Source organism: Delftia sp. (assembly GCF_059499305.1).
Map to the genome: position 1 here is coordinate 15910 of NZ_JCABYI010000005.1, position 13687 is coordinate 29596.

12 protein-coding genes are annotated in these 13687 nt (G+C 66.0%); 4 read left to right on the forward strand and 8 right to left on the reverse strand.

Annotated elements, in window-relative coordinates:
- Positions 1-13: 13 nt before the first annotated feature.
- The 4 genes from AC5I49_RS04945 to AC5I49_RS04960 all read right to left on the reverse strand — a co-directional run bounded on the left by AC5I49_RS04945 (position 14) and on the right by AC5I49_RS04960 (position 4559).
- Positions 14-1161 (reverse strand): IS3 family transposase gene (locus tag AC5I49_RS04945; protein ID WP_089577556.1). Its coding sequence is split into 2 segments (ribosomal slippage): positions 14-900 and positions 900-1161, totalling 1149 coding nucleotides; the frame shifts between segments, so codons are not numbered across the junction.
- Positions 1100-1255, reverse strand: coding sequence for a hypothetical protein (locus AC5I49_RS04950; RefSeq protein ID WP_203399914.1), 156 nt, complete (start codon positions 1253-1255; stop codon positions 1100-1102). The genes AC5I49_RS04945 and AC5I49_RS04950 overlap by 62 nt, the downstream gene beginning before the upstream one ends.
- 364 nt (positions 1256-1619) lie before the next feature.
- Positions 1620-2687: a 2,3-butanediol dehydrogenase gene (locus tag AC5I49_RS04955; RefSeq protein WP_016450158.1), complete on the reverse strand. Its 1068-nt coding sequence runs from the start codon at positions 2685-2687 to the stop codon at positions 1620-1622.
- A 69-nt stretch (positions 2688-2756) separates the two neighbouring features.
- The gene (locus tag AC5I49_RS04960; protein ID WP_495788933.1) at positions 2757-4559 is read right to left on the reverse strand and encodes an NAD(P)/FAD-dependent oxidoreductase; all 1803 of its coding nucleotides are present in this window, start codon (positions 4557-4559) and stop codon (positions 2757-2759) included.
- A 320-nt stretch (positions 4560-4879) separates the two neighbouring features.
- Here AC5I49_RS04960 and AC5I49_RS04965 point away from each other — a divergent pair, with 320 nt between their 5' ends.
- Positions 4880-6838: a sigma-54-dependent Fis family transcriptional regulator gene (locus AC5I49_RS04965; protein ID WP_495788934.1), complete on the forward strand. Its 1959-nt coding sequence runs from the start codon at positions 4880-4882 to the stop codon at positions 6836-6838.
- A 112-nt stretch (positions 6839-6950) separates the two neighbouring features.
- Here AC5I49_RS04965 and AC5I49_RS04970 read toward each other — a convergent pair whose 3' ends face one another.
- Positions 6951-7748 (reverse strand): SDR family NAD(P)-dependent oxidoreductase, encoded by a 798-nt coding sequence (locus AC5I49_RS04970; RefSeq protein ID WP_252652192.1) that lies wholly within the window; start codon positions 7746-7748, stop codon positions 6951-6953.
- Positions 7749-7866: 118 nt separating this feature from the next.
- Between AC5I49_RS04970 and AC5I49_RS04975 the strand changes: the two genes are divergently transcribed.
- Positions 7867-8766, forward strand: coding sequence for a LysR family transcriptional regulator (locus AC5I49_RS04975; RefSeq protein WP_016450162.1), 900 nt, complete (start codon positions 7867-7869; stop codon positions 8764-8766).
- Between the two features lie 29 nt (positions 8767-8795).
- On the opposite strand, the gene AC5I49_RS04980 is transcribed toward AC5I49_RS04975, so the two are convergent.
- From AC5I49_RS04980 to AC5I49_RS04990, 3 genes are all read right to left on the reverse strand, one after another.
- Positions 8796-9788: a Bug family tripartite tricarboxylate transporter substrate binding protein gene (locus AC5I49_RS04980; RefSeq protein ID WP_338497941.1), complete on the reverse strand. Its 993-nt coding sequence runs from the start codon at positions 9786-9788 to the stop codon at positions 8796-8798.
- A gap of 73 nt (positions 9789-9861) precedes the next feature.
- Complete coding sequence (locus AC5I49_RS04985) at positions 9862-10704, reverse strand: alpha/beta fold hydrolase (protein ID WP_495788935.1); 843 nt, start codon at positions 10702-10704, stop codon at positions 9862-9864.
- A gap of 115 nt (positions 10705-10819) precedes the next feature.
- On the reverse strand, positions 10820-11608 hold the full coding sequence (locus tag AC5I49_RS04990; protein ID WP_160856087.1) for an IclR family transcriptional regulator: 789 nt from the start codon (positions 11606-11608) through the stop codon (positions 10820-10822).
- A gap of 274 nt (positions 11609-11882) precedes the next feature.
- On the opposite strand from AC5I49_RS04990, the gene AC5I49_RS04995 reads away from it, so the two are divergent.
- Together AC5I49_RS04995 and AC5I49_RS05000 are read left to right on the forward strand one after the other, a co-directional pair.
- A complete protein-coding gene (locus AC5I49_RS04995; RefSeq protein ID WP_043791119.1) occupies positions 11883-12860 on the forward strand; it encodes a tripartite tricarboxylate transporter substrate binding protein in 978 nt (325 codons plus the stop codon).
- A 33-nt stretch (positions 12861-12893) separates the two neighbouring features.
- The gene (locus AC5I49_RS05000) at positions 12894-13685 is read left to right on the forward strand and encodes an enoyl-CoA hydratase/isomerase family protein (protein ID WP_016450167.1); all 792 of its coding nucleotides are present in this window, start codon (positions 12894-12896) and stop codon (positions 13683-13685) included.
- Positions 13686-13687: the final 2 nt, after the last annotated feature.

Consider the following 13687-nt stretch of genomic DNA (forward strand, 5'->3'; position numbering starts at 1 on the left):
CGTTGACACCGACCTAAGCTTCTTGAGCTTGCTCGAACTGTACGGGACTGAGATATCCGAGCGTCGAATGCCGACGCGTCGGGTTGTAGAAGCACTCGATGTAATCGAACACATCTGAGCGGGCCTGCCCTCGTGTCCTGTACACCTTACGGGCCGTGCGCTCGGTCTTCAGAGAACTGAAGAAGCTCTCCATGGCCGAGTTGTCCCAGACCTCACCAGCCCGACTCATACTGCAAGTGATGCCCTGTTCGTCCAGCAGCCTCTGGAAGTGCTCGCTTGTGTATTGGCTACCCTGGTCCGAGTGGTGCAGCAGTGCCACTGGCCTGCCCCGGCGCCACACAGCCATCATCAGCGCGTCCACCACGAGCTGCGAGGTCATGCTCTCCTGCATCGACCAGCCCACGATTCGACGGGAGTACAGGTCCAGTACCGCAGCTACGTAAAGCCAGCCTTCTGCCGTCCAGATATAGGTGAAGTCGGCCACCCATTTCTGGTTCGGACCATCTGCCTGGAACTGACGGTCCAGCACGTTGTCAGCCACAGCACCACGCGCGCCACGGTCCTTGGGTAGTCCACGCCTTCGCGGTCTCGCACGCAGCGCCTGCTCCCGCATGAGCCGCTCAATACGATGCAGCCCACAGGTCTGGCCTTGCTCCAGCACGTCGTGCCACACACGGCGTGCGCCGTAGGTGCGGTCGCTGCGTACAAAGCTCTGATGCACTTGCGCACCCAGCACCTCGTCGCTGAGGCTACGCCGGCTCCTGGGTCGTGTGAGCCAGGCGTAGAAGCCGCCTCGCGAGACACCGAGCGCCTCGCACATCAGATTGACCGGCCAGGCCCCTCGGTGTTTCGCCACGAAGCCGAACTTCACATCGACTCCTTCGCGAAGTAGGCCGCGGCTTTTTTCAATATGTCGCGCTCCATCTTGAGCTTGGCCACTTCCTTGTGCAGCCGTGCTATCTCAGCATCCTGCGCCTTTTGTTTGCCGTTGCCAGGGAACGCCTCCTGAGGCTCCTGCCTCAGCTCACGCACCCACTTGCGCAGCACGTTCTCGTGAACGTCCAAGTCTTTGGCCGCCTGGGCCACAGACACGCCACGCTCAACGACCAGTTTGACCGCCTCGAGTTTGAACTCGCGACTGAATGTCCTTCTTCTCTCCATTAACCACCTCCGGTTTCATCTGCCACCTTAACAAGGTGTCATCGAAACCGGCAGCAGCCCAGATGTATTTTCCAACGGCGATGTCGCGTGTCATGGATGCCCTCCGAAATTGTTTGGAAATCATCCTGCAACATTGCTGCAATGTCAATGGCAACGTTTCTATGTCTTCGGGCTCGCATACATACATGCCGCCGGCTGCGCTCTGCGCCATGACTTGCGAGCGTAGAGCTGCCGCACCACTACCAGGTAAAGCCAAGCGCTATCGACGAGAACGAAAAGACTGACGTCAGTATTCGGTGAAGGAAGAATTCAAAACTTAGTGAAAAACTTCTGGTGAAGTTCAAAACTGAGCGATCCGGGAGTTCAAAACTATGCTGCTCGAGGTAAGCCAAGTGGTTGATCTACCTTGATTCAAGGTTCAAGCCTCGAAGAGACTCGACAGTCGCGGTGCCCAGCGGCTATTTGAACCGTGGCTGCACGATGATCTTCACCGCCGACTCGTTGTTGTGGATCAGCGTGTCAAAGCCCTGGGCCACCAGGTCATCGAGCTGGATGCGCTGGGTGATGAAGGGCTCGAGGTTGATCTTGCCCTCCTCGACCAGCTTGATGGTTTCCTGGTGGTCGTTGCAGTAGGCGATGGTGCCGCGCACGTCCAGCTCCTTCATGACCACGCTGTGCACGTTGATGGTGGCCGGATGGCTCCAGATGGACACGATCACCACCACGCCCGTGGCCTTCGTCGCGGCCACCAGCGTGTCCAGCACCTTGTTCACGCTGGTGCATTCGAACGACACATCCACGCCCTTGCCGCCGGTGAGCTTCATCACCTCGGCCACCACGTCCACCTCGGAGGGGTCCAGGATGTGATCGGCCACGCCCGATTCACGCGCCTTTTGCTTGCGCTTGGCACTGAGCTCGGTGATGACGACGGTCAGGCCCTTGGCCTTGAGGATGGCCGACAGCAGCAGGCCGATGGGGCCGGCGCCGCCCACCAGTGCCACATCGCCGGCCTTCGCTCCGCTGCGGGTGTAGGCATGGTGGCCCACGGACAGCGGCTCGATCAGCGCGGCCTGGTCCAGTGGAATGGCATCGGAGATGGGATGCACCCAGCGGCGCTTGACGGCAATCCGCTCGGACAGCCCGCCACCGCGCCCGCCCAGGCCGATGAAGTTCATGTCCTTGGACAGGTGGTAGTTGTCGCCCGGCCCCGTGGGCACATCGTCGGCCACGATGTAGGGCTCCACCACCACATGCTGGCCGACCTGGATATCGTCCACCCCTGCGCCCACGGCGTACACCACGCCCGAGAACTCATGCCCCATGGTGATGGGTGCGGACTCGCCCGAGATGGGATGCGGGTGGCCGCAGGGCGGGATGAAGATCGGCCCTTCCATGAACTCATGCAGATCCGTGCCGCAGATGCCGCACCAGGCCACTTCGATGCCCACGGTGCCGGGCTCCACCACGGGTTCGGGGATGTCCTCGATGCGGATGTCGCCCCGGTCGTGGAAACGTGCTGCTTTCATGATTGAACTTTCTGTTTTGCAAGGCTGGGTTGGCGGGCGGCACAGCCGCCCCATGGCGATTATTCGGCCTTACCGCAGGTGATGAACTTGCTGCAGGTCATAGACACGCACCGGCAGGCCTTCCTGCCGCGCCTTGAGCTGCAGCGCCAGGTACAGCGAGTAGTGGCGCGACTGGTGCAGGTTGCCGCCGTGGAACCACAGCGCCTCTTGCTGCGTGGGCTTCCACATGTTGCGCTGCTCGCCCTCCCACGGTCCCGGGTCCTTGGTGGTGTCCGAGCCCAGGCCCCAGACCTTGCCTACCTTGTCCGCCACCTCCTGGCTGATCAGGTCGGCCACCCAGCCGTTCATGGAGCCATAGCCGGTCGCGTAGACCACCAGGTCCGCCGGCAGCTCGGTGCCATCGGCCAGCACCACCGCGTTTTCCGACAGGTGGCTGATCTGCTTGCCCGCCTGCAGCTTGATGCTGCCGTCGATCACCAGATCGCAGGCCCCCACGTCGATGTAGTAGCCCGAGGCGCGGCGCAGGTACTTCATGAAAAGGCCCGAGTCGTCATCCCCGAAGTCCAGCATGAAGCCGGTCGCCTCCAGCTGGCGGTAGAACTGAGCGTCGCGCTCGCGGATGCGGTTGTACACCGGCACCTGGAAGTCGGCCATGATGCGGTAGGGCAGCGAGGCAAAGATCAGGTCCGCCTTCCTGGTCGTCACGCCGCTGGCCACGGCGCGCTCCGAGTACAGGTCGCCCAGGCCGATGTCCATCAGCGAATCGGAGCGCACGATGTGCGTGGACGAGCGCTGTACCATGGTCACATCGGCGCCGTGCTCCCACAGGGCCGCGCAGATGTCGTGGGCGGAATTGTTGGCGCCGATCACCACCACCTTCTTGCCCGCGTAGGCGTCCGGGCCATGGTGCTGGGACGAGTGCTGCTGCTCGCCCTTGAAGATGTCCTGGCCCTTGATCTTGGGCACATTCGCCTTGCCCGACATGCCGGTGGCGAACACCACATGCCTGGGGCGCAGCACCTGCGTCTCGCCATTGCGCTCCAAGGTGACTTCCCATTCCTGCCGTTCCTCATCGAAGCGGGCGTTCAGGCAGTTGGTGGACGGCCAGTAGTTGACCTCCATCACCTTGGTGTACATCTCCAGCCAGTCGCCGATCTTGTCCTTGGGCGCGAACACGGGCCAGTTGTCCGGGAAAGGCATGTACGGCAGGTGGTCGTACCAGACCGGGTCGTGCAGGCACAGCGATTTATAGCGGTTGCGCCACTGGTCGCCAGGGCGCGCCTGGCGGTCGATGACGATGTGCGATACCCCCAGCTGGCGCAGCCGCGCGCCCAGCGCAATGCCGCCCTGGCCGCCGCCGATGACGAGCACGAAAGGCTGCCTGTCGCGGCCCAGTTCCTGGGCCTCCTGCTGGCGGCGCTCCAGCCAGGTCTGGCGGCCACGCCGGATGCCGTGCTCGGCCCCCATCGGGCGGCGCGTGCCCATGGGTTCCTCATGGCCCTTGAGCTCCTGGGCGGCCGTCAGCAGCGTCCAGATACGCCCGTCCCTGATGCGGACATGGCCGCCGCCGCGCGCATGGCGCGTGTCGATCACGATCCAGGCGGACACCACGCCATCGGCCTCCTCCACCGTCTCGCGCTCGTCCAGCGAAAAGCGCACGGGCGCCGCGGCGTCCAGCTGCGCAGCCAGCATGTCGGCGATCTGGCTGCGCCCTTCCATGGTCTTGATGTTCCAGGTCAGCAGCACCAGGTCGCGCCAGTAGCATTCGTCGGCGAACAGGCGGCTGGCGGCCGCGAAGTCGCGGTCTCCCAGGGCATGGTTGAGTTGGTCAAGCATCGCCTTGGCGCGGGCGTTGGGCGTCGTATCGGTCATGGTTGTCTCCTTGATGCGGTCATGCCCGCTGGTTTTTCTTCGGGCAGGCGCTCTTACGCAATCACCATGCCAGGCAGGCCCGGCGGCAGGATGCGCCAGGCAAATCAAGGGGTTGCCTGCGCGCCTCCGGTACAAACCCTGCGCCTTGCACCCCGCTGCCCGGCATTGCCGCCCGCCACAGGTGGGGCAGCCCTGCGACACCTGTCGCACCAGGCGTGCTGCAGCGCAGCAGGGGCAGTGGGTAAGTCTTGATTGGCGCTGCGCCGCACAGGGCACAGAATCGTCTGCGGCACGTTCAAAGCCCGCATCGACTCCACGCCATGCCCCTGCAGTCCTACGCCTCGCACATCCAGGAAATCGAAGCCTTCGGCCTGGGCTACTCCCACCGCGGGCAGGAGCGCGACCGCGCCGTGCTGCGCAGCTGGCGCCGCTGCATCGACTCCCACCGGCTCGACCCGGCGCATACCAGCGAAGCCCACATCGTCACCGAAGGCCAGCTGCGCGCGCACCGCGAGGAGTCCGAGCCGCTGATCCACATCGCCCGCCATGCGCTGGAGCGGCTGTACCAGCAGCTCAAGGGACTGGACTACGTGCTGCTGCTGGCGGACCGGCATGGCGTGGCCGTGGACTTTCTGGGGCATGAGGCCGACAAGGGCGACCTGCGCCGCGCGGGCCTGTATCTGGGCGCGCAATGGCGCGAGGACCACTCGGGCACCTCGGCCGTGGGTGCCTGCCTTGAGACGGGCGAGGCGCTGACGGTGCACCAGAGCGACCATTTCGACTTCACCCACACCGGCCTGTCCTGCACGGCCGCGCCCATCTACGACATGCGCGGCGAACTCGCGGCGGTGCTGGACCTGTCGCTGCTGCGCTCACCTGCCGAGCGGGCCAGCCAGAACCTGGCGCTCAACCTCGTCATGGCCGCGGCGCGGCGGGTGGAGCAGGCCAACCTGATGGCGCAGTCCGGCCAGGACTGGGTGGTGCGCCTGGCCCAGTCGCCCGATTTCCTCGACGTCGATCCCGACGCCTCCATCAGCGTCGATGCACGTGGCCGCATCCGCGCCATGACCCACGCGGGCGCGCGGCTGTTGGCAGCGGCCGCGCAACTGGACTGGCGCCAGCGCAAGAGCCTCATCGGCCAGCCGCTGGAGCGTTTCTTCGACGTGGACCTGCGCCACCTGTCCGAGCTGCGCCGCAATCGCCCGGCGCAGGAGCGCATCATCCGCGCCCGCGACGGCAGCATCCTCTTCGCCCATGCCATGGAGCCGCAGCGCCGGACACGCCGCCTGCAAGCGCAGGCAAGGCCGGCGCAGCCCCCGCTGCCTGCTGCGCTGCAGGCGCTGGACACGGGTGATGCCGCACTGCAGACGCTGCTGCGCAAGGCCGCGCGGCTCGCACCTCAAGAGCTGCCCGTGCTGGTGCAGGGAGAGACCGGCGCAGGCAAGGAATACCTGGCCCGCGCGCTGCATGCATCCAGCGGCCGCAGCGGCTCCTTCATTGCCATCAACTGCGCAGCCATTCCCGAGGCACTGCTGGAGAGCGAGCTGTTCGGCTACCTGCCCGGCACCTGGACCGGCGGCGCCAGCAAGGGCCGCGAAGGGCTGATTGCTGCGGCACACGAGGGCACGCTGTTCCTTGACGAGATCGGCGACATGCCCCTGGCCCTGCAGGCCAAGCTGCTGCGGGTGCTGTCCGAATCCGAAATCACCCCCTTGGGCGCACGCGCGCCACGGGCGGTGGCGGTGCGCTTCATCTCGGCCTCGCACCAGCCGCTGGCCGAGCTGGTGCGGCGTGGCAGCTTCCGGGAAGACCTGCTGTACCGCCTCAACGCGGCCGAGCTTCGCCTGCCTGCGCTGCGCCAGCGCAGCGACCTGCAGACCATTGCCGACCAGATGCTGGCCACCCTGGGCAGCCACCTGCACCTGAACGACGCAGCCCGCGCCGTGCTGGCCGCGCACGCCTGGCCCGGCAACCTGCGCGAGCTGCACAACGCGCTGCGCTACGCCGCAGCCCTGTGCGGCCACGATGGCGACGGCACCATCGAGCCCGACCACCTGCCTGACCACCTGCACGATGCGCTGCACCGCGCCCCAGCGCGCACCGCCTTGGCTGGCAATGCCGGCGAGCCCGCCGCACAGGCGCTGGAACAGCTGCTTGCGCAATGCCAGGGCAATGTCTCCGAGGCGGCGCGCCAGCTCGGCGTCAGCCGCTCCACCATCCACCGGCGCATCCAGCAACTGCAGCTTGGCGTGCGGCATGCCCATTGGCGCGGGACATAGCACGGCCTTCGCCCCAGGGCCCATGCGATGTCCATGGCGGCTGGCCGCGGCGATCGGCCCGTCGGTCGCAGCGCCAGGTCAGTCGCAGTGCAAGTCCAGTCGCAGTGCAATTTCAGTCGCAGCGTGCGGTCATGCCGCCGTCCACGACAAGCTCGGTTCCCGTCACGAAGCGGGCCTCGTCGCTGGCCAGGTACAGGGCGGCACTGGCGGTATCGCGGCCATCGCCCATGAAGCCCAGCGGGATGCGCCTGACCCGCGAGGCCAGCAGCGTCTCCACATCGCCGCCTGTGCGCTGCCTGGCCAGCCGCGCTTCCACCATGGGGGTGTGCAGCTGGCCCGGCACCACCGTGTTCACGCGAATGCCGTCAGGCGCATGCTGCACGGCCACCACGCGGGACAGGTGGATCACGCCGGCCTTGCTGGCCGCATAGGCGACCTGCGCGCTGCCGGTCCAGCGCAGGCCCGAGGTGGACGCCACGTTGACGATGGCGCCGCTGCCGCGTTCGACCATGTGCGGGAGCACATGCTTGCAGGTCAGAAAGACGCTCTTGAGGTTGATGTCGATCTGGCTGTCCCAGTCCTGCTCGCTCAGCTCAATGGGGCCGCCGGCTGCGGAGCCGCCCACGTTGTTGATCAGGATGTCCGGGACGCCCCAGGCCTGCAGGCAGGTCTGGACCATGGCCTTGACGCTGGACGAGTCGGTGACATCGCAGATGCAGGTCGTGATGGACGCTGCCGCCTCGCCGGCCAGGGACAGCGTTTCGTCAAGCCGCGCCTGGTCACGGTCCACCGCCAGCACCTTCGCGCCTTCCTCCGCCAGGCGCACGGCCATGGCCCTGCCGTTGCCCCAGCCTGCTGCCACGCATCCGGCCCCCGTAACGATGGCTATCTTGGACTTGAACCTGCTCATTGGCTTTCCTCATGTGACACGGTGGAGCCGCTGTGGCAAGCGGCGATGCAGGCCAGTTTGCGATCGATGCCGGCAAAGTTAAACTGGATGGCGCCTATACCAGCTATGTTGAATACCTATGGATCTGCGCCAACTGGAGTACTTCGTCGCCGTGGTGGAGCACGGCAGCATCAGCCGCGCGGCCGTGGCGCTGAATTTGGCGCAGCCGAGCGTGAGCCGCCAGATCGCACTGCTGGAAGAGGAGCTGGGGCAGCGGCTGCTGGACAGGACAGGGCGCGGCGTGGCAGCAACCGCGGCCGGGGAGACACTGCTGTCGCATGCACGCACGATGCTCAACTCGGCCAGCCAGGCGCTGTCCGATCTCAAGGAAATGCATGCCGAGCCCGTCGGCAGCGTGGTCGTGGGCCTGCCCCACCGGGTGGCGGCAAGCCTGGCCGTGCCGCTGATACGGGAGTTCCGGCGCCGGCTGCCGCATGCACTGCTTTCGGTGGTGGAGGGGCTGAGCCTGTCCTTGCGTGAGGGAATGATTGCGGGCCGCATCGACCTGGGTCTGATGTTCGACCCCGCTCCGACGCCCCTGCTGTCCTACGAACCCCTGATGCGCGAGTCCATGCTGCTGGTGGCTCCCAAGGGCTACCGGTTGCCGTCGCGCATCGGCCTTTCGGCCCTGGCGGACTTTCCGCTGGTGCTGCCGGGCACCCATAACCCGATACGCAGCCTCGTGGACGCCGTCCTGCTGCCGCGCAAGATTCGGCTGAACGTGGTGGCCGAGGTGGGGGCCGTGCACACGGCGCTGTCCGTGGTGGAGGAGGGACTGGCTTGCTCCATTCTTCCGGACAGTGCGTTGAATCTGGCCGGTGCCCGCACTGGAATCCAGTCTGCGCCCATCGGCCCGCCGGCCATACGCAACCAGCTCGTGCTGGCCATGCCCAGGGCGCGTCCCGCGAACCGGCTGATCGCGGAAACCGCCAAGTTGCTGCGCGAGCTTGACTTTCGCAAGGGCGCCCGCGCCGTGTAGGGCATGCCTCCCGGATCGGAAGCGGCAGGTCAGTCGATGCGGATGCCCGCTTCCCTGACGGCCTTGCCGATCTTGTTCAGGTCGTCAGCGATCAATTTCCGGAACTGCGCAGGACTGGACTTCGCGGGGACAAAGGACAGTTCGGCGAACCTGGATTTCAGCGACGGCGCCTCCACGGCCTTTGAAATTTCGGTGTTCAACCTGTGGGTGATGTCTGCGGGCAGGCCGGCCGGGCCCCAGATTCCGTACCAGGACAGGAGCTCGAACCCGGCAATGGTGTCCTCCGCCAGCGTCGGCACATCGGGCAGCGACGGGACGCGGGTCTTGCTGGTGACAGCAAGGGGCCGCAGACGGCCGGCCTGCACGAAGGGCATGACACCCGGCATGGGCGAGATGGCCGCGGAGACATGGCCGCCGATCACGTCCGTCAATTGGGGAACGGCACCCTTGTAGGCGACGATGTCCATCTGCAGGCCAAGGGCCCGGTTCAGCATCTCTTCGCTCAGGTGGCTGGTGGTACCCAGGCCGGAAGTTGCCCAGGTGTACTTGCCTGGATGGGCCCTGGCCAGTTGCACGAACTCTGCCACGGTCCTGACGGGCAACTCGTTGGTGACCGCCACGATCAGCGGCACGTACCCGATTTGCCCCACGGGCGTGAAGTCACGTTCGGCGTCATAGGTTTTCTTGGAACTGACCAGCGGCAGGTAGGCGTGGCTGGAGGCATTGAAGATGAGCGTGTATCCGTCAGGCTTGGCCTTCTTGACCTGCAGGGTTCCCAACAGGCCGGAAGCCCCCGGAACGTTCTCGATCACGATGGCCTGGCCCAGCTGCCTTTGCAGTTGGTCGGCCACCAGGCGGCCCACGGTGTCGATCGAGCCACCCGGCGTGTACGGAATCACCATGCGGATCGGCTTGCCCGGATAGTCTTGCGCGCCCACCAGGGTGCAGGTGGCCCAGGCAGCACAGGTCATGGCGAACTTCCAGGCTTTCCTGATGGCGGCTGCGGGCGTGTGGATGGTCATCGTTGTCTCCTGAGCACTGTTTCTGTCCGGCGCATCCCCGAAGGGGCCGGGTGTCTTGCGGGCAAGGGCTGGCCTAGGCGGCGTACACGCGGCGCGTGAATGCCGCAATGGCGTCTGCCATGGCAAGGGGCTGCTCGGGCGCCAGGGCGTGGCCCGCGTCGGCAATCACCTGTTCCGTCACCCGCTCGCCCAGGCAGGACTTCATCACATGGGGGATCACGACCGCGTCATGCTCGGCCCGAAGGTCCAGTATGGGAACGGTCGTTCCTGCGCTGAAGTAGTCATCGACGGGCGTGACGCGCCGTGCATGGCCTTGCGCTTCATGGGCCTGGGCGTTCCACCCGTCCAGCCAGGCGCTGGGGTCATGTCCCGGGGCAAAGAAGGCGCGGCGCAGGCAGTCCAGGCGCTGCTCCCTGGACAGCCGTGCATCGCCCGCGCCATCGATTGCGTCCCGCAGGCGGCCGTACGGCTTTTCGTCCGATCCCGGCGGCAGCTTGCCTGCCGAGGCGGCGGCCATGACGACGCCGCGCACCAGGTCCGGCCTGTCGGCCGCCAGCATGCGCGCCGGCTGGCTGCCCCAGGCATGACCCACGACCACGACAGGGCCGGTGGCTTCGTGGTCGATGACGGCGGCGACGTCGGCTGCGAAGTCATGCAGCGTCAGCCCCTGCATGGGGCCACGGCTTTGGCCTATGCCCCGAGGCTCGGGGCGCAGTACCCGCAGCCCTTGCGCCTGCAGATGGCGGGCAACGACGTCGTAGTCACGGCCGGAACGGGCCAGCGATGGCAGCATGCAGACGACCGGCCCTGCGCCCTGGTCCGCATACTCGATTTGAATCTCGTCCTTCGCAGCCTGCGGGCGGTAGCGCACGAGCCGGCGAGTGACGCTGGTTGTCTCCAGATGGGTGTTTGTCATGCCGCCAGTCTGGGTTTCGGGCGCCATTGCGATAAGGCAATGCAGCCTATATCAGCTATGTTTTTTCCCTATGCAAAGCGGGCCGCCCGCAGGTGCGCGGAACGGCGGCCAAACCTCACCGTTTCTCCAGCAGGCTCTGAATCTGGCGGCCCAGCTGCAGCAACGCCGGGTGCAGCTCCTGCACGATGGCTGGCACAGGCTCCGTCGTGGACACGCTGCAGTTCAGGACATAGATGGCATCGGGTGTCACCAGCGGCGTGGCCAGTGCAACCACTTCCGGCTGCCACGATGCAGCGCAGAAGCCTTGGCTTTTCACGGACCTGATGGCCGCCTGGATCTGTTTTTCCAGGTCGCGCCATTGGGCGCCTCTCTTGAGCCTGAAGCTGTCGAACAGTGCCTTGCGCCTGGCAGGCGGCGCCACGGCAAGGTAGGCACGGCCCAGCGACGTCAGCTCCATGGGCACGCGCTGACCCGACACCACATGCCTGAGCACAATCCGGCGGTTGTAGCGGATCGATTCCAGATAGACCATCTCGTCCCTGTCGGGACAGGCCAGGCCCACGTTGATCCTGCGTGTCTCGGCGAGGGTGCGCATCAGGGGGGCCGCCATCGACAGCACCGTCGATCCGGTACGCATGGCGTGCGCCAGGCTCAGGACAGCGGGAGCCAGGCGAAAGGCGCGGCTTTGGTGATCGACCTGCAGCATGCCGCAGCCCACCAGGGTCTGCGTCAGCCGGCTCACGGTGGCCTTGGACAGTCCGGTGCGTTCCACCAGGTCGCCGTTGCCCAGCAGTTCCGACCCGGGCCTGAACGCACGGAGTATTTCGATGCCTCTTTCCAGGGAGCGGTTGCTCGGGGACTGACCGGGCTTGTCATGGAGTATGGGGGATCGCCTGTGGGTCATGTTGCTGCCGCCTGCGGGAGGACCGGTTCATCCTCGGTTGAAAGCCTGGTTCTTGCTGCACAGGCGCGGGCGCCTGATGGCGTGGAGTATTCCACCGAAAGGATGGCAGATGAAAACGCAAGTCCTGGCGCGCTCGCTGTGCGGTTTCACTGGTTGGAACATGGGGGATCACAACTGCGGTGCGTTTCCCTAAGCTTTCACCAATCCGTCGCCAGCGTCATCGCAACGCTTGCGCATGGAACGGACCTCTGCCCATAGAACCAGGAGACACACCATGCTTCGTTTCGCCGCCCGCCGTTGCGCCAGGGCCATTGCGCTCTTTGCCGTGCTCGCGACTGCCTGCAACGCAGTCTTTGCAGCCTTCCCGGAAAAGCCCGTGCGCCTCGTCGTGCCCTTCGCGCCCGGTGGCGGAACCGACCTGATCGCACGCACGCTGGGCGCCGAGATGGCCAAGGACCTGGGCCAGCCCGTCATCGTGGACAACAAGCCCGGTGCCGGCACGATCATCGGCACCGACAACGTTGCCAAGAGCGCGCCGGACGGCTACTCCGTGGTCGTGGCTTCCTTCGCGCACGCCGTCAATCCGGCGCTGCAGGCCAAGCTGCCGTACGGGAGCAACAAGGCCTTCGCGCCGGTGATCCTGATCGGCCGCGGCCCCAACGTGCTGGTGGTGCCCGCCGCCAGCCCGTACAAGACGGTGGCGGACGTGATGGCCGCCGCCAAGGCCAGTCCCGACAAGCTGACCTATGCCTCGCAGGGCGCCGGGACGTCGGCGCATCTGGCCGGGGAGCTGTTTGCCAACCTGGCCAAGGTCAGGATCACCCATGTGCCCTACCGTGGCGCAGGCCCGGCACTCACCGATCTGATGGGTGGCCAGGTGGACATGATGTTTGCCACCGCGGCGGCGGTATCCACCTTCATCGACAACGGCAAGCTGCGCGTGCTGGGTGTGACCACGGCCGAGCCGTCTGCGGCCTTCAAGGATGCGCCGCCCATCGCCGTCACCGTCCCGGGCTACCGCGTCGAGAGCTGGTACGGCCTGTACGTGCCGGCCGCCACGCCCGCTGCCGTGATCGAGCGCCTGAACACTGCGGCCCGCAAGGCGGCCCGTTCGCCGGACTTTGTTCGCAAGCTGGAACACGAAGGCCTGGTGGTCAATGCCGGGCCGGCGGCGGAACTGGACACCTATGTGCAGGCCGAGGAAAAGCGCTGGGCCCAGATCGTCAGGCAAAACAACATCCATCCCGATTGATCGCATTGCCCGCGATCGCCTTGAGAGCACGCCATGAACTACGAACTGATCCAACTGAATGTCGCCGATGCGGTGGCGACCGTGACCCTGAACCGCCCCGACAAGCGCAACGCCATGAGTGACGACATGCGCACCGAGTTCATCGATGCCCTGGAGCGCGTGGCGGCAGACAAGGCCATCAAGGCCCTGGTGCTGACAGGCGCGGGCAAGGGCTTTTGCGCCGGCGGGGACATTGCCGGAATGCAAAGGCGCATGAATGCGCCTGCGGGCGAGGTGGGCTTCAACGGCTGGCAGCGCCAGCAGCGCGTGCACCACGTCCAGGCCCTGTTGCACACCATGCCCAAGCCCGTGATCGCCGCCGTCAACGGCGCAGCGTCGGGCCTGGGCGCGGACACGGCGCTGGCCTGTGATTTCGTCATCGCCAGCGAGTGGGCCAGCTTCGCGTGGAGCTATGTGCTGCGCGGCATCATCCCCGACGGCGGCGGCATGTACTTCCTGCCGCGCCGCGTGGGCCTGGCCAAGGCCAAGGAGCTGATCTTCACGGGCCGCCAGGTCAAGCTGCCGGAAGCCCTGGCGCTGGGCATCGTGGACCGCCAGGCCAGCGCCGAGACCTTGGTGGCAGAGGCCCAGGCCTGGGCGCGCGAGCTGTCCTCGGCTTCTTCCACCGCGCTGGCGTTGACCAAGACCATCCTGAACCAGAGCTTCGAGCTGTCTTCGCACGATGTCTTCGCCCAGGGCAGCCAGGCCCAGGGCATCTGCTACACCAGCAGTGAACACCGCGCATCGGTGGAGGCCTTCCTGGCCAAGACGGCCGCCAAGGAGTGATG